Annotated in this window: 20 protein-coding genes; 8 read left to right on the forward strand and 12 right to left on the reverse strand. The window is 42.7% G+C overall.

Translation table 11 applies throughout. The features are described 5' to 3' along the window. Positions 1-88: 88 nt before the first annotated feature. Positions 89-1,108, reverse strand: coding sequence for a glycosyltransferase family 9 protein (locus D5018_RS04845; RefSeq protein ID WP_121837880.1), 1,020 nt, complete (start codon positions 1,106-1,108; stop codon positions 89-91). Between D5018_RS04845 and D5018_RS04850 the strand changes: the two genes are divergently transcribed. Next, positions 1,090-1,923, forward strand: a complete 834-nt coding sequence (locus D5018_RS04850; RefSeq protein ID WP_243637385.1) for a 3-deoxy-D-manno-octulosonic acid kinase — start codon at positions 1,090-1,092, stop codon at positions 1,921-1,923. The two genes, D5018_RS04845 and D5018_RS04850, sit on opposite strands and share 19 nt — an antisense overlap. On the opposite strand, the gene waaA is transcribed toward D5018_RS04850, so the two are convergent. Next, a complete protein-coding gene (waaA, locus tag D5018_RS04855) occupies positions 1,918-3,177 on the reverse strand; it encodes a lipid IV(A) 3-deoxy-D-manno-octulosonic acid transferase (RefSeq protein WP_121837881.1) in 1,260 nt (419 codons plus the stop codon). The genes D5018_RS04850 and waaA overlap by 6 nt on opposite strands. A gap of 100 nt (positions 3,178-3,277) precedes the next feature. On the opposite strand from waaA, the gene D5018_RS04860 reads away from it, so the two are divergent. From D5018_RS04860 to glpE, 4 genes are all read left to right on the forward strand, one after another. Then, the gene (locus tag D5018_RS04860; protein WP_121837882.1) at positions 3,278-3,922 is read left to right on the forward strand and encodes a TetR/AcrR family transcriptional regulator; all 645 of its coding nucleotides are present in this window, start codon (positions 3,278-3,280) and stop codon (positions 3,920-3,922) included. 205 nt (positions 3,923-4,127) lie between these two features. Beyond that, a complete protein-coding gene (locus D5018_RS04865; protein ID WP_121837883.1) occupies positions 4,128-5,324 on the forward strand; it encodes a glycine C-acetyltransferase in 1,197 nt (398 codons plus the stop codon). Continuing rightward, entirely contained in the window at positions 5,324-6,349 is a 1,026-nt protein-coding gene (gene tdh / locus D5018_RS04870) for an L-threonine 3-dehydrogenase (protein ID WP_121837884.1), read from the forward strand. The genes D5018_RS04865 and tdh overlap by 1 nt, the downstream gene beginning before the upstream one ends. Positions 6,350-6,358: 9 nt before the next feature. Beyond that, the gene (gene glpE, locus D5018_RS04875) at positions 6,359-6,664 is read left to right on the forward strand and encodes a thiosulfate sulfurtransferase GlpE (protein ID WP_121837885.1); all 306 of its coding nucleotides are present in this window, start codon (positions 6,359-6,361) and stop codon (positions 6,662-6,664) included. Here the strand turns inward: glpE and D5018_RS04880 are convergent. The 10 genes from D5018_RS04880 to D5018_RS04925 all read right to left on the reverse strand — a co-directional run bounded on the left by D5018_RS04880 (position 6,661) and on the right by D5018_RS04925 (position 16,497). Continuing rightward, positions 6,661-7,845, reverse strand: coding sequence for an EscU/YscU/HrcU family type III secretion system export apparatus switch protein (locus D5018_RS04880; RefSeq protein WP_121837886.1), 1,185 nt, complete (start codon positions 7,843-7,845; stop codon positions 6,661-6,663). The two genes, glpE and D5018_RS04880, sit on opposite strands and share 4 nt — an antisense overlap. Positions 7,846-7,854: 9 nt before the next feature. Beyond that, positions 7,855-8,664 (reverse strand): type III secretion system export apparatus subunit SctT, encoded by an 810-nt coding sequence (gene sctT, locus D5018_RS04885; protein WP_279386878.1) that lies wholly within the window; start codon positions 8,662-8,664, stop codon positions 7,855-7,857. Between the two features lie 2 nt (positions 8,665-8,666). Next, a complete protein-coding gene (gene sctS, locus D5018_RS04890; protein ID WP_121837888.1) occupies positions 8,667-8,933 on the reverse strand; it encodes a type III secretion system export apparatus subunit SctS in 267 nt (88 codons plus the stop codon). Continuing rightward, entirely contained in the window at positions 8,930-9,580 is a 651-nt protein-coding gene (gene sctR, locus D5018_RS04895) for a type III secretion system export apparatus subunit SctR (protein WP_121837889.1), read from the reverse strand. The genes sctS and sctR overlap by 4 nt, the downstream gene beginning before the upstream one ends. Positions 9,581-9,838: 258 nt before the next feature. Further along, entirely contained in the window at positions 9,839-11,332 is a 1,494-nt protein-coding gene (locus tag D5018_RS04900) for a capsule assembly Wzi family protein (RefSeq protein WP_121837890.1), read from the reverse strand. A gap of 218 nt (positions 11,333-11,550) precedes the next feature. Then, positions 11,551-12,072, reverse strand: coding sequence for a menaquinone-dependent protoporphyrinogen IX dehydrogenase (gene hemG, locus D5018_RS04905; RefSeq protein WP_121837891.1), 522 nt, complete (start codon positions 12,070-12,072; stop codon positions 11,551-11,553). Continuing rightward, positions 12,072-13,529: a TrkH family potassium uptake protein gene (locus D5018_RS04910; protein WP_121837892.1), complete on the reverse strand. Its 1,458-nt coding sequence runs from the start codon at positions 13,527-13,529 to the stop codon at positions 12,072-12,074. The genes hemG and D5018_RS04910 overlap by 1 nt, the downstream gene beginning before the upstream one ends. 39 nt (positions 13,530-13,568) lie before the next feature. Next, entirely contained in the window at positions 13,569-14,186 is a 618-nt protein-coding gene (locus tag D5018_RS04915) for a YigZ family protein (protein WP_121837893.1), read from the reverse strand. Between the two features lie 3 nt (positions 14,187-14,189). Continuing rightward, a complete protein-coding gene (gene pepQ / locus D5018_RS04920; RefSeq protein WP_121837894.1) occupies positions 14,190-15,503 on the reverse strand; it encodes a Xaa-Pro dipeptidase in 1,314 nt (437 codons plus the stop codon). Between the two features lie 79 nt (positions 15,504-15,582). Next, positions 15,583-16,497 carry a hypothetical protein gene (locus tag D5018_RS04925; RefSeq protein WP_121837895.1) on the reverse strand — a complete coding sequence of 305 codons (915 nt, stop codon included), beginning with the start codon at positions 16,495-16,497 and terminating at the stop codon, positions 15,583-15,585. 274 nt (positions 16,498-16,771) lie between these two features. Between D5018_RS04925 and fadB the strand changes: the two genes are divergently transcribed. The 3 genes from fadB (at position 16,772) to tusA (ending at position 20,488) form a co-directional block, all read left to right on the forward strand. After that, positions 16,772-18,928, forward strand: coding sequence for a fatty acid oxidation complex subunit alpha FadB (gene fadB, locus D5018_RS04930; protein WP_121837896.1), 2,157 nt, complete (start codon positions 16,772-16,774; stop codon positions 18,926-18,928). A 10-nt stretch (positions 18,929-18,938) separates the two neighbouring features. Next, positions 18,939-20,102 carry an acetyl-CoA C-acyltransferase FadA gene (gene fadA / locus D5018_RS04935; RefSeq protein ID WP_121837897.1) on the forward strand — a complete coding sequence of 388 codons (1,164 nt, stop codon included), beginning with the start codon at positions 18,939-18,941 and terminating at the stop codon, positions 20,100-20,102. 140 nt (positions 20,103-20,242) lie between these two features. Further along, the gene (gene tusA, locus D5018_RS04940) at positions 20,243-20,488 is read left to right on the forward strand and encodes a sulfurtransferase TusA (protein ID WP_121837898.1); all 246 of its coding nucleotides are present in this window, start codon (positions 20,243-20,245) and stop codon (positions 20,486-20,488) included. Positions 20,489-20,497: the final 9 nt, after the last annotated feature.

Here is a 20,497-nt window from a genome sequence, read left to right on the forward strand (position 1 = left end):
TCCCTGAAACAACCATAGCAATCAATTGCAATACTTTGTATTTTTGTATAAAACTAAGATGATCTCTTTTTTACTACCAAATAATGGTCTAAAAATTGGTTAACTTTCGCAACACAGGATCAACTCCAATCCGCTCCATCAAGGCTTCACCTTTCGCACGCTTGCCCCATTTTACCTCACCTTGCTGCTGTTCTGCGATAACGTCTTGATAGACACTGACAACTTTATCTCTATCATTGTATGGCCCAGTACGCTCAGGGTTTGAGTGTGCATATAATCCTATCACTGGCGTACCTTGCGTGGTCGCCATATGTGCTGGCCCAGTATCAGGTGCCAGCACTACTGTTGCCTGTTTAAGCAAGGCTAATAACTGCAACAAACTGGTTTTGCCTACATGATTAATGAGCTGAGCTTGACTATGGTCACTGATCTGCTGAGCCAAATCTAACTCTAATTGAGCTGGTCCACCACAGAGCATCACTTGGTAACCTCTGTTTGCCATGTGGTCCGCCACTTGTGCATAACGCTCTGGCAACCAATTACGCTCTGCTTTGCTGGCCGCCGCACAAATGATAAATGTCGGTTGCTGACATTGTTGTTGCGCCCAAAGCTCGTCAGCTTCAGGGATAGGTATATTCCACTTAGGGGTAATATCTACAACACCAATAGCCTTTGCAAAGCCCATGAATCCGTCGAGAACATGAGGTTCATGCTGCGGCTCAATGTGATGATTAATAAATAACCACTGCCCTTCTTTTGCTCGGACTTTATCAAACCCAACTTTGACGTTTGCTTTGATCATCTGCGATGCCACACTGGCTCTTAAAGCCACCTGCATGTGCAGCAATACATCGAAACACTGTCCTTTTAAGGCTCTTTTTAAATTGGTATAGCTACGCCAACCTTGGGACTTATCAAAAATGACAAATTCTACATTAGGCAAATGTTTCACCAACTGATATTCAACCTTACCTATCACCCAAGTGATAGTAAGATGAGGATATTGACGCTGGATAGCTTGTACCATTGCTACAGCATGGCATACATCTCCAATTGCAGAGAGCCGCAATACACACAAAGATTGTTTTGTTGAAAGATCCAGCTTCATTAAGAACACCAAGTTTGTTATTAGGGCACGCCCTAGTGATATTTACGCAAGCGATTAATATTAATGTAGAATGGCGTTACAAGCCATGGTTCAACTTGAAAATGCAGATAAAAACCCATAAAAGCGTCACTCTTGCTGTAGCAAACCCTCAATGCCAATCATTAAAGTCAGAGCACTTTGAATCCAATTTCTGGCAGAAGAATGGCGCGATAACGGGAACCTCAACAGGCCGTCATACCACTTGGTTTATTCAAAGCGATGCCGACCAACAATGGGTGCTTCGTCATTATTGGCGTGGTGGATTGATGGCAAAGTTTAGCCGAGATTTATATCTGTTCATGGGTAGGGAATATACTCGCCCTATGGCTGAACTAAGGCTACTTGAGCATATGATCCAGCTCAACCTACCTGTCCCACGCCCTGTAGCGGCTAAAATAGAGCGAACAGGTTTATGGTATCGTGGCGACATTCTGATAGAGCGGATTGAAAATGCCATTGATTTACACGGACTGCTTTCAAAAAGTGCTATGGATGATGACCGTTGGCAACTATTGGGTCACACAATCGCGCGCTTTCATCGACTTGGGGTTTATCATGCAGATCTCAACATTAAGAATATCTTGTGGGACCAACAGCAATTTTATTTGATTGACTTTGATCGTGGTGAAATGCGTAAACCCGTTTCTTCTTGGCAACAAAGCAATATTGCGCGGCTTCGTCGTTCTTTTGATAAAGAAAAGGCCAAACTTCCGGAGCTGGCCTTTAATGAGCATAATTGGCAACAATTATTAGCGGGTTATCAAACCTGTTTATAATCGCGCTTGAATGATGGCTTGATGTTTTAAAACGGCACCACGGTTGGCTGCAACACATTGTTTTGCCGCTTGTTGTCGTTTTTTCAACTCTTCTTCGTCATTGATATTTTCTAATAAGGATTCAGCTAAAGTGCGACTTGAATTAACGGTTGTTAGGCCATTAACCTGTACTAGCATCTGGCAAATATCGGTAAAATTATAACGCGACTCACCCATGAGTACTGCAAGCCCCATTGCGGCGGCTTCCAAAGGGTTTTGTCCGCCATGTTCAATAAAAGAGCCGCCAATGAACGCTTGATCACCACAAGCAAGAAACTTCAACATTTCTCCCATGGTGTCTCCTAACAATACTTGCGTGTCACTGTTGACTTGCTGCTGTTGACTGCGTCTTGCTAATGTCATCTTAAATGTGGCAATAGATTTAGCCGCAACATCAAACTGCTCAGGGTGGCGAGGTACCATAATTAATACAGCATTGGGGTGTTGTTTCAATACTTGTTGATGGGCTTCAAGCACTGCATCAAACTCTCCAGGATGAATACTGGCAGCCACCCAAATAGGAGCTGGATCTCGTTGCCATTGAGATCTTAATCGATGACCTTCTTCGATTATTGCATCGCTGATCTGTAAATCGAACTTTAGGCTACCTGTTACTTCTGTTTTTGAAGCGTCTATACCGAGTTGAATAAAGCGTTGCTGCTCGTCTGCAGTTTGTACCCCTATATAATCCAATGCCTTAAGCATTGGGCCTGTTAAAGAGGGGTATTTTTGATATTTAGAAAAAGAAGAAGCTGATAATCGCGCATTCGCAAGCAGCACTTTTGCCCCTTGCTTTTGTGTATAATGAACCAAGTTTGGCCATAATTCAGTTTCCAAAATCACCACCAATTTAGGCGCCAACTGTTTAACAAAACGTTTGGTAGCACAAGCAAAATCCATCGGAAGATAACAATGCTGAACCTTATCTCCAAAGGCTTTTTTTACTAATGCTGATCCTGTTGGGCTAGTTGTCGTAACAGTTACCCTATGTTCAGGGTAGCTATCTATAATGCTTTGAATAAGCGGGATTGCGGCTTGGGTTTCCCCCATTGATGCGGTATGAAATAAGACGTCAGATGGTTGAACTTTGTACCATCCAAACCGCTCCGACCAGCGGCTTCGGTAGTCTCGACTCTTTATCGCCCTCACGGCTAAATAGCTGATTAATAAAGGGGACGATAAATACAAAAGAACGGAATACCAAAAACGATTCATGTAACGTTCCAATTACAAGTTTTGCTTGAAGATTAACGCTAATGCTAACATAACTGCAGAAATGACGTTAATATTCTAAGCCACAACCCTAGGAAGCCTAATGAAAACTCGTGACAAAATTATCCACGCCAGCCTTGAGCTGTTTAATGAGCACGGAGAACGAGCAATCACTACCAACCACATCGCGGCTCATTTAGGGATAAGCCCAGGTAATCTGTATTACCATTTTCGAAACAAACAAGACATAATTCAAAGTATTTTCAGTTTATATGAAGGCCATTTACACGAACACTTTCAACCACCACAAGAAGGTAATATCAGCCCAGAACGTCTAGTTAATTACTTTGATGCGATGTTTTATGGCTTATGGCAATTTCGTTTCTTCTATGCCAATCTCAGTGACATTCTGCAAAAAGATGATTCGCTAAAGCAGCGTTACCATGCAATACAAGTTAAAGTCATGCAAGCCAGCCAAGGAATCATTCGTCAGCTAGTTAACAGTGGTATTCTTGAAATCCCTGATAGTGATCTTGACCGATTTGCCGATACCTTAAAGATGATCGCCGCTTCTTGGATCAGTTATCGATTAGCACAATCATCCAATTCTAATATTCAAAAATTCGAACTCTATGACGGTATTTCAAGAGTGATTATGCTGACCAAAAACTACGCTAGTGCCAGTGCAAAACCGGCTTTTGAGCAGCTTGAGCAGCGTTATATAGAGTTAAGCCAAAGCCACAAATAGCGTCCTTATTAGGGCCTTTCCTAGGATAATCAAGCGCACGACTGTTGGGCGTGCGTTAAGATTTACACCTATTCTTATATCCCAACTCCATGATCCTTTTGAACAATACACGGCATAGGGGTAAACTTAGCCCCATTCGTGTATCATCGGTTAATGCAACCCGCAAAACCCCGATAATTTAACCTCTGATTTAAAGGAGCGTCCTTTGGCTTCATCATCCTTTTACCAACAAATTAACCAGCAGCTGGCTGACGTTAAAGCTGAAGGGCTTTATAAAAGTGAGCGCATCATTGTCTCACCACAACAGACCGCCATTAATGTTAACAGTGAAAAAGTCATTAACTTCTGCGCCAACAACTACCTAGGATTAGCCAATCACCCTGAATTAATCAAAGCGGCTCAAAAAGGGCTGGATGACCACGGGTTTGGCATGGCATCAGTACGCTTCATTTGTGGTACTCAAGGCATTCATAAGCAGCTCGAATCATCGTTAAGTGAGTTTTTGGGTATGGAAGATACCATTCTTTACTCTTCATGCTTTGACGCCAATGCAGGCTTATTTGAAACCTTACTGGATGCCAATGACGCTATTGTGTCTGACGCATTAAACCACGCTTCCATCATCGACGGTGTGCGTCTATGTAAAGCCAAACGTTACCGTTATGCCAACAACGACATGGCGGATTTAGAAGAGCAACTCAAAGCAGCGAAAGAATCTGGCGCGCGTAACATCCTGATTGCGACTGACGGCGTATTCTCTATGGACGGAGTGATTGCTAACTTACAAGGTGTATGTGATTTAGCCGACAAGTATGGTGCTCTTGTTATGGTTGATGACTCTCATGCAGTCGGTTTTGTCGGTAAAGAAGGTCGCGGTACTCACGAATACTGTGAAGTGATGGATCGTGTCGATATTATTACTGGCACTCTAGGTAAAGCCTTAGGCGGAGCCTCAGGGGGCTTTACCTCTGGTAAAAAAGAGGTCATCGATTGGTTGCGTCAGCGCTCTAGACCTTACCTGTTTTCAAATTCATTAGCCCCTGCAATTGTCAGTGCTTCTATTCGCGTTTTAGAAATGCTTAAAGATGGCGGTGACATTCGCAAGCAAGTGAAAGACAATGCTCAATATTTCCGTGAGCAGATGTCTGCCGCTGGATTTACCTTGGCAGGTGCTGATCATGCCATTATTCCAGTAATGATTGGTGACGCTAAACTGGCCGGTGATTTTGCTAACCGTCTTTTAGAAGAACATATCTATGTCATTGGTTTCTCTTTCCCAGTAGTGCCCAAAGGTCAAGCGCGCATTCGCACGCAAATGTCGGCGGCCCACACTCGCGAGCAACTAGATAAAGCCATAGAAGCCTTCATTCGCATTGGCAAAGAAATGGGTATTATCCAATAATGAAAGCGTTAAGTAAATTAAAGCCTGAAGAAGGCATTTGGATGGTAGAGGTTGATAAACCAGAAATGGGTTACAACGATTTACTGATCAAAATTCGCAAAACGGCAATTTGTGGCACTGATATTCATATTTATAATTGGGATGAATGGTCACAAGCCACCATTCCTACACCTATGGTTGTAGGCCATGAATACGTGGGTGAAGTCGTTGCCGTCGGTGAAGGTGTTCGTGGCTTCGATGTTGGTGATAGGGTGTCTGGTGAAGGCCATATTACTTGTGGTCACTGTCGCAACTGCCGTGCTGGTCGTACTCATTTGTGCCGTAATACCACTGGCGTAGGCGTGAACCGTGAAGGTGCCTTTGCTGAGTATTTAGTAATCCCTGCATTCAATGCGTTTAAACTTCCCGATGATGTTAGTGACGACTTAGCGTCAATCTTTGATCCATTTGGTAATGCAGTTCATACCGCACTGTCATTTGATTTAGTGGGTGAAGATGTATTGGTCACTGGTGCGGGCCCAATTGGAATTATGGCCGCAGCGGTATGTAAACACGTAGGTGCACGTCATGTGGTGATCACCGATGTTAACGAATACCGATTAGATCTTGCTCGTAAGATGGGAGCGACTCGTGCAGTAAATGTTGCAAGCGAAGATCTAAAAGCTGTGATGACAGAGCTAGGCATGAGCGAAGGTTTTGATGTTGGTTTAGAAATGTCAGGCGTGCCTTCGGCATTCCAAGGCATGCTCGATACTATGAATCACGGCGGAAAAATTGCCATGCTCGGTATTCCACCTGAAAATATGGGCATCGATTGGAGTAAAGTCATATTTAAAGGGCTAGAAATCAAAGGGATCTATGGCCGTGAGATGTTTGAAACTTGGTACAAGATGGCAAGTTTGATCCAATCTGGCTTAGATATCAGCCCAATCATCACTCATCATTACCATATTGATGACTTCCAACAAGGTTTTGATGCAATGCGTTCGGGTCAATCTGGGAAAGTGATTTTAAATTGGGAATAGGATCTGAACATGTCAGAAGTTAAACACATTAATGTCGCCAACTTAATTGCAATGGCAGATATACCAAACATACAGTTGGTGGATATTCGTGATCCTGACAGTTTCGGTCAAGGCCATATTGCTAATGCCACTCATTTGACTAATGATAACTTAACCGACTTCATCAAAAACGCTGATTTGGATGCGCCTACGGTAGTCATTTGTTACCATGGGATCAGTAGTATACAAGCGGCTCAGTTCTTGATTGGTCAAGGGTTTGAAGACGTCTACAGTCTTGATGGTGGTTATGAAGCTTGGGCGAAGAACCACAGCTAATCATCGCTAGATTTCTCAATCGAAGCTGGATCGTCTTCAGCTTCATCATCATTCCCTAAAATTTCACCTTCTTCTTTTTCACCTTCTGCAGTTTCTTCTTCGTCGTCTTCATCATCAAAATCGTCATCTTCATCATCATAATCCAATGACATAACGATCCGCATTAGCTCAGCAACGGGTTCAAATAAGCTTTCTGGGATAAAGTCTCCAGCTTCTACTTCTGAATACAAGGCTCTTGCTAGAGGAATATTTTCCACGACAGGTACTTGCGCCTTTTCGGCTATATCAACAATATGTAATGCTAAGTGCTCTTGTGCTTTTTCCAGTACTTTCGGAATGGGTGATTCCTCGGCATCATAATATAAGCACACCGCAAGATGGGTTGGATTTCGCACTACTGCTGAAGATTTTTTCACATTCGAGGCTAAACTTCCGGAAGCAATTTCCCGCTGGGTTTCACGGCGTTTTTGCTTGATTTCAGGGTTACCTTCGGTATCTTTACGCTCTTGCTTAGTTTCCTCTTTGGACATCTTGAGCTCTTCCATTGTGGAGTGACGTTGGAATGCATAGTCCGCCGCCCCAAACAATAAATAACACCCCACAAAACAGCCCCACAGCCATAAAATTAAGGTCATCATTACCTTAAGGCCACATTGCTCATCACAAATCGGCAGATACTGAAACGAGTTCGAATACTTGTGCAAAATGTAATAAAACACTGCACTAAGGACTAACACTTTAATAATATTTTTGGCTAATTCGAATAAGCTTTTCATTGAGAAAAGTTGTTTAGCGTTGTTTACCACATTGAGCTTATCAAACTTCGGCTCTAAAGCTTCTGATGCCCACAACGGTCCTGTTTGGACGACGTGACCCAAAATAATGGTGGCCGATAATACTAAGCCCAATCCTCCAAAATATTTAAGTAATAAATCCACGAAGCCCAAAAACAATTGCTCTGACGCTGTTTTCCAATCCAAATTCATGTAGTGAATGGCTTGTTCGATAAGCTTGATATTGGCATTAAGAAAGTCATGCCCCATAAACAGAAAATAAGCTAGGATCACCGCCATTTCTAAACCAGTAACAATCTCATTACTTTGGATCACTTGCCCTTTTTTACGGGCATCGCGTATTCGCTTCTCGGTTGGTTTTTCGGTCTTTTGTCCACCTTCAGCCATACATACCTCCTACGGCTTAGGTTCCATTAGACGATACAAAACCTGAAAATGAGATTCGGCATTATCCGTGCGTTGCAGATAATTATGGAACGCAAAGTTGATGCAGTAGATCATCACCAGTAAGACCATCACAGATTTTACAGGCATTGAAAGGAAGAATACGTTTAGCTGCTGCGCTGACCGATTTACCAAACCAAAAGCGGTATCGGTAAGCATCATGATCACCATGCCGGGCATTGCAAACCCCATAAACAAGGCATTCATCAATCGCCACTCCTTTAAAAAGAAGTCAAACAGTGGAATATTGCCATTTAAAAACAAAGGTGAGCCAGGGGGTAATACAAGATAAGATTCATACATGGCGCTGAGTAAGAAATTGAGGCCTCCCGAAGCCAAAAACAATACACTCAGCACTTGTGCGAAAATAACACCATACACAGAGGACTCAACGCCCAGTAATGGGTTTAACACAGTTGAAAGAGACGAACCACGCATGGTATCGATTAAAAAACCTGCCATATCAATGGCCCAAAACGGCACTGCGGCACAAAAACCAATAACCAGTCCAATGGCAAACTCTTCGATATATAATCCTATTAACTCAAGGTAAGTGGTTTGCAGTAAATACTCATGCATGCCCATTAAGGTTGGCATGACTGGGAATGCAAAAATCATCACCAGTCCATTTCGCATTAAGCCACTGCTTAAACTTCCGCTTTTGAAGAGTGGCAATAGCAGCATCATTCCCAAGGGCCGCATCATGCACAGGGAAAAGACTGGAAGATGTTCCGTAAGCGCTTTATAGAACTCCGTCTCCAAACCTACCCCACTTTATCAATCAGATTGAACATTTCATTGGCGAAATTGAGCATGGCAACAGCCATCCAATCATAGGTCATGGCCATCACGATACTGACCCCAACCAGTTTAATAAGAAACTGTAAGGTCTGATCTTGAATTTGGGTCAATGCTTGCACCAATGACACTAGGACCCCCAGTATCGACGCCACTAATACCGTCGGCATTGAGAGCAGCAAGGTGATCCAAAGTAGTTCTGAGGTGAGGTGTATAAAGTCTGATACATTCATGAGTATGACAACATCAATTGGCTAATGAGTTTTTCCCATCCCCCCATCATAATGAAGATCAGGATCTTAAACGGCAGTGCAATGGTCATGGGCGAGACCATCATCATCCCCATCGCAAGCAAGATATTCGATACAATGATGTCGATGGCGACAAACGGTAAATACAACAACAGTCCTATCTTAAATGCCTCGATTAACTGACTTAAGGTAAAGGCTGGGATCAGTACCATTAATGAGTTTTTATCAATGTTGTCATGGTAGGCTTTAGGCCAAATCTTATGTCCTACCTTAGAAAAATAAGTGATTTGCTTGGCGTGGCTGTGTTTTTTTAAAAATTCTCTGTAAGGTTCTGCCGCTTGCTTATTTAAACGCTCTAGAATATCGGGAGCACTAAGCTTAATCGGATCTTTTTGTAAATTAGCATAAATCTCACTCCCCACTGGCGCCATAATAAACAGGGTTAGCACCATAGATAACCCATATATCGCCATATTGGGCGGAATTTGCTGGACACCTAATGCTGTTCGCAACATAGAGAGCACAATGGAGATTTTGAGGAACGAGGTTCCCATGACTGCAAATAAGGGCAGCAGCGATAACGCAAATAATACAATGATCAAATGAACGGGATGTTCAAGTAAGCTCATGCCGACGTCCTGTAAGTTTTGTAATACATTAACGTTTGTCGGGATGTTGCAACCATCAGGTCAACACCTGAACTTCTTGGAGAGTATGCTTAAAGCTAAGCAGCGCAACTTTGCCAACGACTCATTCAAGAATAGACCTGATTTATGAGTTCAGCCATCAAACAAAGAAAGGAAATATGACAGAAATAAAAGAGCAGTATGACTTTTCATACTGCTCTTGAATGTTAAATGTGTATAGGATGAAATAAAGTGGCTTAATCAGAAGCTATATTCATAGTTAGCAAAAAACCTTAACTTTGAATCGGAGTCGGCATCTGGTTTCTTGATGTGTGAAAATGTCCCACCAAAGTTCATCAAGCCTTCAAACATGGGCATTTCATAATTGGTTTCAAACTGCCATACATCTTGCTTAGGAATGTTTGGAGTCCACTTAATGCCAGGACTCTTGCCATCATCATTAAGCTTTACATATCGAACTCGAGTCGTCATGCGCTTGTCACCAAATTGCGCCATTCCTCCTAGGCTGAACGCTCTTGCATCACTGTCATAGGTGCTGCCTAAACTGCGCTTGTAATAACGCGAGCCATTAAGATAGGTTGAGTGTTCGTAAAAGCAATTAAATACATGAGGGTCACTGCCACAAGCGACTTTGGTGGTGGTGTATTCAGTAAAGAGTTTTACAGGAATGTCTTGAACATGTACACGCGTATCGAAGCCATATATATAACCACAGTCTGCAATTTGCCACGGCAGATTACCACTGGAATCTTCACAACCTTTTTCACCATAAATACCTATTGGTTGTCCGAACCATACATCATTGTATCGAATATCAAACCCTGCCATCTGATTGCCTTCTTTACTACAACCACTGCCATCGCCAGCCGTATCATTACTGCAATCATCTTGACCTGTTATGGATTTTAACCAAATTTTGGCGCTACAATTCTGGCCTTTACCGCAAAATTGTGTAGTCCAAGAAAAGCCGATTTCTAATTTATCAAACGGACGAATGCTGCCTCTAAGATTCCACAATAACGCATCAGGCGCGAAACGCTCACTTTCATACTTACTGAACCCTGCAGTAAGATTCCAAGGACCTAGCCAATTTAGAACCGGTAAATCAAAAGCTTGAGGGTTATTTCGTGTCAATAGTAGAGATGGCATAGGACGCGCATTATTAGACTTAATCAATGCCGTATCAAAGCTTGGCCCCCACCACTGACTGATAGTGCCTGCACTCAATACCCAGTTCCCTAGAGTCGTTGCAACATAAGAGTCGTCAAACCGAATGTTTTTGTCGTCATTTGGGCTATCTGCAATTGTCGCTGACAACTGATAATAAAAGCTTCCTGCTGAGTCAGAATATGATCCGCCAAGCTCATTTTTAGCTCTTAACGCATGACCAAAATTTCGGAACATGGGTTTATCACTGCTGACACCCGCTCGAAGCTTAGCATTGCGCTGTTGGCTGGATTTATACTTAGCTTGCACACGTAAAAATGCTGGCATTAAGTTTTCTGGAACTTGGTCAGTGGCTACTTTCGCCAGATCTTGAGCGACTCCAGACCACATTAAAGGGTAGGTATTAACAGGAACTTTGATAAAACCAGCATCGGCTAGTTGTTGGATATCAGCACGCAAATAAGCATCTGAAGTATCAATCCATAATGCTGCTTTCGCTGATAAGGAAAAGAGTTGTGCACTTAAAATACAAACAAGAGTGAAGACAAGCTTGAATCGACTACGCATGGTTAGACTCAACTGATTGATTGATGGCTAATGATACGCTCCAGCTCTCCATGTTTTCAATGATCAGAAAATTCTTTCCAATAACTATCCATAGCGAACGAAAGCCCAACCTTACTGTTAACAATATCGACCATGCAACAGCAAGAAAGCTTGTAATTCTATCAAAAAGAATCACACAACCCAACTAAGTTATTATAATGCTGAGTAAATTTACCTTGTTATGAGATGAATTTCTTAGCAAAGTGCTCAACTTGATCCCAATCGGTAAATTCATAGGTACCGCTCGTATCTGTTGGCCCTTTAGTGATCCACATAATAAAACGGATCATAGTGCGGTCAAACATGCCATATTTAGGGTATTCAATCTTACCCGCAAATACCCCTTGAACAGCAGGAACCCAAGTCGACAGTTTAAGGAAATTACGCATATAAGGGTTGGTTTCTGGCGTATTCTTTTCTGGTTTTCTTGCCACCACATTCACCGAAAAGAATCCACTTTGGGTTTCTGTTAACCACTTTTGATGTTGCTTAATAAACTCAAATAACGCTGGACGGTATTTACCATAACGAATGCTGGCGCCAATCATAGCCTTATCGTACTGAGTTAACTCGGCCGTTGTTGCTTGCTCCAGAGAAAATACTGTCACCTTAGCATGAGCAGACATATGTCCGACCATGGCGTCACAAATACGTTTGGTTTGACCATCTACGGTTGAATATATTAGAGCGATATTTTGCATTAGTTCTTCCAGAAAGTTGGCGTCAGCAGGACTAACAAGGTGAATACTTCTAAGCGTCCAAACAGCATGGTGATAAGCAGTACCCATTTCGAACCATCACCGAGAGTAGCATAATTACTGGCCGCTTCACCGAGAGCTGGACCTAAGTTATTCAAACAAGCCGCGACCGTACTAAATGCCGTTAGTTCATCCACACCAAACGCCATTAACGCCAGCATACTCACAATAAAGACCAAAGCATAAGCCGAAAAAAAGCCCCACACAGCATCAATAACTCTATCCGGTAGAACTGAATTACCTATTTTAATCGTAAAAACGGCTCGAGGGTGAACTAAACGTTTCATTTCTCTAGAGCCTTGCAAGACCAATAAGATGATACGAATAACCTTCATTCCTCCGGCCGTTGAACCACCACAGCCACCGATAAAGCTAGAGAAAATAAGCAGCATAGGTAAAAACAATGGCCAGCTATGAAAACTTTCGGTGCCAAAGCCTGCGGTTGTGGAAACCGATACCGCTTGGAACAAAGCATGATCTAAGGTTTCCTCAGCAGAATCATAAATATTGGTTTGAAACAGGACAAAAAAGCAAATGGCAGTAAGTATTAACTGCACCGCTATCAACACCTTGAATTCGGCATCTTTAAGGTAAACTTTTAAATTGAAACCTTTATTGGTCACCGCCGCAAAGTGCAAACTAAAATTGATGGCAGAAATAAGCAAAAATACGACACAAATTAAGTTGATCACAGGACTATTAAAGTAACCCATGCTGGCATCATGAGTGGAAAAGCCGCCAATCGCGATGGTAGAAAATGAATGGCAAATGGCATCAAAAGCGCTCATGCCTGCAAACCAAAAGGCCGCCGCACAAGCTAAGGTCAAAAACAAGTAGATATACCATAACGCCTTAGCGGTTTCGGCAATTCTAGGCGTCATTTTACTGTCTTTAACTGGCCCAGGGATTTCAGCACGATAAAGCTGCATTCCCCCAATCCCCAAAACAGGTAATATGGCTACCGCCAGAACAATAATCCCCATACCACCAAGCCACTGCAGTAAATGGCGATAAAACAGAATCGCTTTGGGAAGATCATCAAGACCAACGATCACCGTTGCCCCAGTGGTGGTTAAGGCAGAAAAGGATTCAAAAAAGCTATCTGTCCAGCTCATGTCTGGGTTGTTGGCAAAAATAAAAGGCAAAGAACCGATTGAACCCAATACTGTCCAAAACAACACCACAATCAAAAAGCCTTCTCGGGTTCGAAGATCAGCTTTATGATAACGATTGGGATACCACAAACAGAATCCCAACAACAAACTCACCACAAAGGCTTTAATAAATGCCATCCCCTCACCATCATTATAAAAAATGGCGACCAGTGCTGGCGGCAGCATAGTGATGGAAAACAGCCCCATTAACAGGCCAGTTATTCTTATGATGGTGCGATATTGCATGGAGAAATACGCTTCATTCCTTTGCTGTAAGAGCCACTATTATTCCACAAATTTAAGACTAAGTTGACCCTGAGATAACGTCGCCAACTCCTGCTGAATAATTTGGCGATTGGATTTGGGTATTGCCAAGGGTAACAACACTTGCTCAGTAAATTGTTGGTCTTGGATCAATACTTGGTGTTTTTTACATAGATATTCGACATCACTCAGTTGAGCATAATCACAACTGAGTCGTGCCTCATCTCGTAGTTGCTGAACATCGGTTTGCAGTTGTGGCAACCCTCGTTTTATTCCCGCACTATATGCACGAACCAGCCCACCCACACCAAGTTTTGTACCACCAAAATAACGAACCACAATGGCGCCTATTTCACCAATATCAGCGCCTTGTAATACCGATAACATTGGCCGCCCTGCACTTCCTGATGGCTCGCCATCATCACTAGACCCACAGTTCACCATCTCTTTGGGCGCACCTCCCACAAACGCCCAACAATAATGTCGAGCATCCGGATAATCACGCCTAAAATTAGTAAGCGCCAACTTCAATTCTGATTCTGACTGACAGCGAAATAAGATAGTGATAAAACGGCTTTTTTTAATTTCCTCTTCCAGCACCAAGGGTTGTGCTGGAACCAAATACCGATCACTCGCCACAACTTAGGCGAGTCCAAAATCACGTGTCATATTTTCAATACGATCAGCATGAACAATGACATTATCTTCAATACGAATACCACCAAATGGGCGCAATTCATCCACCACTTTCCAGTTAACTTGTTGGCGACTCTTTACATCCAACTCACTCAGTAGGGTATCGATAATGTATAGACCCGGCTCTATGGTAAGGACTTGCCCAACATCCAAAGTACGAGTGCAGCGTAAAAATGGATGTTCGGCTGGCGATGCTACATGCGTACCTTGCTCATCTGAACTGAAACCTGCCACATCGTGAACTTGCAGACCTAACATATGCCCTAACCCGTGTGGGAAAAAGGCGCGAGTGATACCAGAATCAATTAACAATTCAGGGTTACCTGTAGCCAACTCAGAGTCCAACAAAACTTGAGCGACTTTTTGATGAGTTAATAAATGCAGATCGACATAGCTCTTGCCAACCTTCATTTCAGCAATGATTTCATGTTGTAGCTTATCCATGGCAGCAATAAGACTTGCAAAGCGGTTTTGTTCAGCCGAATAGGTACGGGTAATATCCGATGCATAACCCCCGCACGTTGCCCCTGCATCAATCAAAAATGAGCGATGCTCAGCAGGCTTTTGATGTTCAAGGATCATGTAATGAAGAATGGCCGCGTTTTCATTCAAGGCAATGATGTTGTTGTAAGGCACATCATTTTCACCTTGGCCGACCGCTTTTAAATACTCAAGCTGAATATCAAATTCACTGCCGCCACTGAGAAAGGCTTGTTTCGCAGCAAGATGACCATTCACCGCTAAACGATTCGCTTCACGAAGACAATCTAATTCATACTCTGTTTTAAATGAACGTTGAAAGTGCAGGTAGTTTTCAACACGACTTGGATTGATATGACTAAAGCCCAGTTGCTCAGCGAATGACACTTCATCACCTAGATAGGCCCAGTGAGCAATATTCGACGGCAATAATGTGTCAACTTGATCTGCTTTGGTTAATAGCTTGATATCAAATTCATTGGTCCAATACGTTTCTGGCACATCAGAGACTTTATGCCAAAAATCGACTGGACGATAATAGATAAGAGTAGGCTTAGTGCATCCGTCTGTGACTACCCAGCAGTTAGGGTTATCAATCAATGGAAGCCACCCTTTAAAGTTGGGATTCACCTTAAAGGGATAAGCCATATCATCAAGAAATTGGTATTTGAGTTGACCAGAATGGATCACCAGCCCCGATAAATTTTCTCGTTGACAGATTTCTCTAGTGCGTTGATTTAACTCAGCAATATGCTGAGAAAAATGCTGTCCAATTGTCATGCTCAGTTTCCCAATGAAAAGATTTAGGACGCCGAGTGTACCATAAACGGTCGATAGGATGGATACTAGTCTTTATTCGCTAAGCTCTTAATCGTGAGGTAGCAACAGCACCGCTATCAAAGGGCACTGTGTCTTTGAAAATATTAAGGCAATAAATTCCATCGCTTGTTATCAAACAAGTCACTTCATAATGGCTATCCTTTGAAAATTGAAGTCCAGACATGCCTCCCCCTAGCTCAGCCGGATTGGCAGTGGACTGCTTTACATACTTAGCACGAACCAATAATTCACCAGTAGGCAACTGAAGAACTTGATATGACTGTGTATCCAATGGCGCTGTTTCAGATTTGCCAGTACTCAAATTAAAGACTCGCAATTCTGGAAAATTTTCACAACAACGCAATCCTATTGTTTGAGTTGCCATTAACGCAAGTTGTTGCTGCTGGTATTCATTTCTGCACAACGATTTCATGGTATTCACTTTATCGTCAGCAGATTTCTTATCTGTTGGCTTAAAATGTTTAACTTTTGGCTCTGCGGTAGCAACCAATTTATACTCATCTCTTTTGAGATCAAAGGTCAATTGCTCTTCAAAGCTTTGTCCTGTCGGCTCGATACCCTCGATAAACCGTTGGTCATTGGGGTTGATGCTTACATCAACAGAAACATTAAGTGCATCTTCAATTGAAAGTTTTAATCTAACCTTGTTATCGTTAACCACTTCTGTGGTAAACAGATGCCGAAAATTGGGTTTTATTTGAGTATAGAGTTGTGTATAAGCATCAAGCTTCTGCTGTGGACTGCTGTGTTGGTGTAACAAATGATATAAGGCTGTTTTCGTTTCCACCCTATTTGAACCAAAAAAACGATCTAAGAGCTTATCGAACCAATTCGTTGCTTTATTGAGATCTTCCACCGTTTGTATTTTTACAATTTGCTTCGTTGATAAGCGATCCAAGTATCCGCTAACAGGTAAAGTAGTAACTCCGGGCATAATCGTCACCTTTTTGTCTAGCTAGGTGGGTTTGAATTAAGAATGGCACTAATTCTATTGAAATACCCGTTAATCTTGTTTCATGAAGCAAGGTTCACCCAAAGTTAATTTGCTTTATTTACCATCAAAATAAATCAAACAAGCGTTTAAATTATCATTGTAATTCTTGTCAAATAGTCGCAAACTGAATACTAAACAAACAATTCTGTTCTCGTTAGCTGAGTCTCTGTTTGTACCTGATCATGACTTTGAAACAATAATAAGGAAGCAAGCAATGATTTACCAAAGCCCTACCATTCAGGTAGATATGCTTAATAACAAGTTCGCCCACTTATGTTTTAACTCTGAACACTCCGTAAATAAATTAGATAGCATTACCTTAGAGTCGCTTAATCAAGCGCTCGATGCCGTCATCAATAGTAAACCCAAAGCCCTATTACTTACCTCAGCAAAGTCGGCTTTTATTGTTGGCGCTGACATTACAGAGTTTTTAGGGTTATTTCAGCAAAGTGATGAAAGCCTGTTTAACTGGCTGGTCAAAGCCAATAAAGTGTTTAACAAGCTTGAGGATCTTCCTTTTCCTACCTTATCAGCCATCAATGGGTTTGTATTAGGGGGCGGATTTGAAACCGTATTGGCCACTGACTTTAGAATTGCCGAACCGAGCGCTCGACTTGGGCTCCCTGAAACCAAATTAGGTTTGATCCCTGGATTTGGTGGTACTGTCCGCTTACCAAGATTAATCGGCGTTGATAATGCACTTGAGTGGATCACTACAGGAAAGCCACATAAACCTGACGCAGCAATGCAAGTGGGTGCTATTGATGCCATTATTGAACCAGAACAATTACAACAAGCAGGCATCAAAATGCTTAACGATGCCATTGACGGCAAACTCGATTGGCAATCTCGTAGACAACAAAAACAAACACAGATGCCGTTGCCAGCCATGGAATCACTAATGGCATTTTCCACCGCCAAAGCCATGGTATTTCAAATAGCAGGTAAACATTACCCTGCCCCAAATACTGCCGTAAGCGTAATTGAGCAATCCCATACTCAAAATAGACAAGAGGCACTTATCGCTGAGCATCATGCCTTTGTTCAAATGGCACGAACCGAAGCCGCAACGGCATTGATTGGTATTTTTCTCAATGAGCAAGTGGTCAAACATAAAAGTAAACAAGCAGCTAAATCTATAGGATCACCCGTGCAGCAAGCCGCGGTGTTAGGCGCCGGAATTATGGGGGGCGGGATAAGCTACCAAAGTGCCTCTAAAGGTATTCCTGTCACCATGAAGGACATTAATCAAGCGGCATTAGATTTAGGCTTATCAGAAGCCGCTAAGTTACTGAACAATCAAGTGTCTCGCGGTAGGCTAACAACAGAAAAGATGGCGAAAGTGCTCAATCAAATATCTGCCACTTTGGATTATGCTTCGATATCACACGCTGACATTGTGGTTGAAGCCGTGGTTGAAAATCCCAAGGTTAAAGCGCAAGTGTTGGCAGAGGTTGAGTCTAATGTGAATATTGAAACCATCATTGCCTCAAACACTTCGACCATATCGATTGATTCATTGGCTGCAAATCTGAAACACCCTGAGCGCTTTTGTGGCATGCACTTTTTTAACCCCGTACATAAAATGCCTCTGGTTGAAGTGATCCGTGGAAAAGCAACTTCCGATGCCACCATTGCCAAAGTCGTTGCCTATGCAAACGCAATGGGAAAAACCGCAATCGTGGTTAATGATTGCCCCGGATTCTTTGTCAATCGTGTCCTCTTCCCTTACTTTGCAGGTTTTAACCAACTACTCATAGATGGTGCTGACTTTATCGAAATCGATAAAGTCATGGAAAAAGTGTTCGGTTGGCCTATGGGACCCGCATATCTTTTAGATGTCGTCGGCATTGACACGGCTCATCATGCTCAAACGGTCATGGCACAAGGGTTTCCTGAGCGTATGCCATCACCACCAAAAGACGTCATCAAGCAGTTACTTGATGCCAAACGCTTAGGGCAAAAGAATGGTCTCGGGTTTTATCAATATCAGCCAGACAAAAAAGGCAAACCCAAAAAGTCGATTGATGAGACGATTGTCTCTTTGCTGGCTTCAGTTTGCCAATCTCAAAACAGCTTTGATAAGGACACCATTATTGCAAGGCTTATGATTCCAATGATCATCGAAACGGTTCGCTGTTTAGATGAAGGCATCATTGCCTCACCGGCAGAAGCAGATATGGCCTTGTTATACGGTTTAGGCTTCCCACCATTTAGAGGAGGCGTATTCCGTTATCTAGATACTGTAGGCTTAAATGCATTTATTGAACAAGCTGACAAATTGGCTCACCTAGGCCCCTTGTATCAAGTGACCGACTCGTTGCGAACATTGGCTGCCAATAATGGCCGTTACTTCCCGATCTCAGAATAAGGAACTGACCATGAAAAACGCTGTAATTGTTGATTGTATACGCACGCCAATGGGACGTTCTAAAGGCGGTGTCTTTCGCCACCTTCGTGCTGAAACCCTGTCAGCAGAATTGATGAAAGGGTTACTGGCTCGAAATCCTCAAGTTGATCCTGAGCAAATCGAGGATGTCATTTGGGGTTGTGTGATGCAAACGCTAGAACAAGGTTTTAACATTGCTCGTAATGCTTCACTATTAGCTGGTTTACCAAAAACCGTTGCAGGCGTCACCATCAACCGATTATGTGGTTCTTCCATGGAAGCGCTACATCAGGCTACACGTGCCATTATGACAGGTATGGGTGATACCTTTATTGTTGGTGGTGTCGAACATATGGGGCATGTTCCCATGAATCACGGTGTCGACTTTCATCCACAACTCGGTCATCAAGTAGCAAAAGCGTCTGGCATGATGGGCCTAACTGCGGAGTTGTTAGCACGCCAACATGATATCAATCGTCAGCAACAAGATGAGTTCGCTCTTCGCTCTCATCAACGAGCGCATGCTGCAACAGTTGAGGGACGTTTTAATTCAGAAATATTTCCCCTCAATGGTCATGATGCAAGTGGCACTTTAACTCAAATAACCACTGATGAAGTCATTCGCGCTGACGCTTCTTTGGAAGCCCTTGCAACATTGCGCCCTGTATTTGATCCAGTCAATGGTACTGTCACCGCAGGTACCTCTTCTGCCATTTCTGATGGCGCATCAGCCATGCTAGTCATGGAAGAAGAAAAAGCTAAGCAGTTGGGTTTACCTATTCGCGCTCGAGTTCGCTCAATGGGAGTCGCGGGTTGTGATCCGGCCATTATGGGGTTCGGTCCTGTTCCTGCTACTCAAAAAGCGCTTGAGCGTGCAGGACTATCTATTGACGATATTGATGTTATCGAGCTAAATGAAGCCTTCGCCGCACAATCGCTACCATGTGTAAAAGCGTTAGGTTTGATGGATATGGTTGATGAAAAAATTAACCTCAATGGCGGTGCCATTGCTCTTGGTCACCCATTAGGTTGCTCTGGTACTCGTATCTCAACTACTCTACTCAATATTATGGAAGACAAAGACGCAAATCTTGGATTAGCCACTATGTGTATTGGTTTAGGACAAGGCATAGCTACTGTCTTTGAACGAGTATAGACCCTTATTTGGTGCCAATTTTATTTAAGGTTGGCACCATGTTTCACGTGAAACAATATTCACATTTCTTCCTCATAAACTTGGCAATTTAAAACTCAATGGTAAAATAGCCGCCACTTTTGCAGTAAATAAGACAAGCTATGACCACACCATTTGAAAATGCCAATCACCAACTTGATGCCCTAGGTTTACGTTGCCCTGAGCCTGTAATGATGGTTAGAAAAAAAGTGCGTCATATGCAAGATGGGGAAACCCTATTGATCATCGCCGATGATCCAGCAACAACTCGTGATATTCCTAGCTTCTGCCAATTTATGGATCATCAACTTGTTGCCTCTGATACCAGTAGTACGCCATATCAATATCTGATCCAAAAAGGTTTGTAAGTCTCCGCT

This window comes from Parashewanella curva (genome assembly GCF_003675895.1).
Classification (GTDB): Bacteria; Pseudomonadota; Gammaproteobacteria; order Enterobacterales; family Shewanellaceae; genus Parashewanella; species Parashewanella curva.

Coding starts and splice junctions, on each gene's coding strand:
- pepQ (WP_121837894.1), bottom strand. CDS start 15,503: ATGACAATTGGACAGCATTTTTCTCAGCATATTGCTGAGTTAAATCAA.
- D5018_RS04845 (WP_121837880.1), bottom strand. CDS start 1,108: ATGAAGCTGGATCTTTCAACAAAACAATCTTTGTGTGTATTGCGGCTC.
- tdh (WP_121837884.1), top strand. CDS start 5,324: ATGAAAGCGTTAAGTAAATTAAAGCCTGAAGAAGGCATTTGGATGGTA.
- D5018_RS04910 (WP_121837892.1), bottom strand. CDS start 13,529: ATGCAATATCGCACCATCATAAGAATAACTGGCCTGTTAATGGGGCTG.
- fadA (WP_121837897.1), top strand. CDS start 18,939: ATGAAAAACGCTGTAATTGTTGATTGTATACGCACGCCAATGGGACGT.
- sctS (WP_121837888.1), bottom strand. CDS start 8,933: ATGAATGTATCAGACTTTATACACCTCACCTCAGAACTACTTTGGATC.
- D5018_RS04880 (WP_121837886.1), bottom strand. CDS start 7,845: ATGGCTGAAGGTGGACAAAAGACCGAAAAACCAACCGAGAAGCGAATA.
- D5018_RS04925 (WP_121837895.1), bottom strand. CDS start 16,497: ATGCCCGGAGTTACTACTTTACCTGTTAGCGGATACTTGGATCGCTTA.
- sctR (WP_121837889.1), bottom strand. CDS start 9,580: ATGAGCTTACTTGAACATCCCGTTCATTTGATCATTGTATTATTTGCG.
- tusA (WP_121837898.1), top strand. CDS start 20,243: ATGACCACACCATTTGAAAATGCCAATCACCAACTTGATGCCCTAGGT.
- fadB (WP_121837896.1), top strand. CDS start 16,772: ATGATTTACCAAAGCCCTACCATTCAGGTAGATATGCTTAATAACAAG.
- glpE (WP_121837885.1), top strand. CDS start 6,359: ATGTCAGAAGTTAAACACATTAATGTCGCCAACTTAATTGCAATGGCA.
- D5018_RS04860 (WP_121837882.1), top strand. CDS start 3,278: ATGAAAACTCGTGACAAAATTATCCACGCCAGCCTTGAGCTGTTTAAT.
- waaA (WP_121837881.1), bottom strand. CDS start 3,177: ATGAATCGTTTTTGGTATTCCGTTCTTTTGTATTTATCGTCCCCTTTA.
- D5018_RS04900 (WP_121837890.1), bottom strand. CDS start 11,332: ATGCGTAGTCGATTCAAGCTTGTCTTCACTCTTGTTTGTATTTTAAGT.
- hemG (WP_121837891.1), bottom strand. CDS start 12,072: ATGCAAAATATCGCTCTAATATATTCAACCGTAGATGGTCAAACCAAA.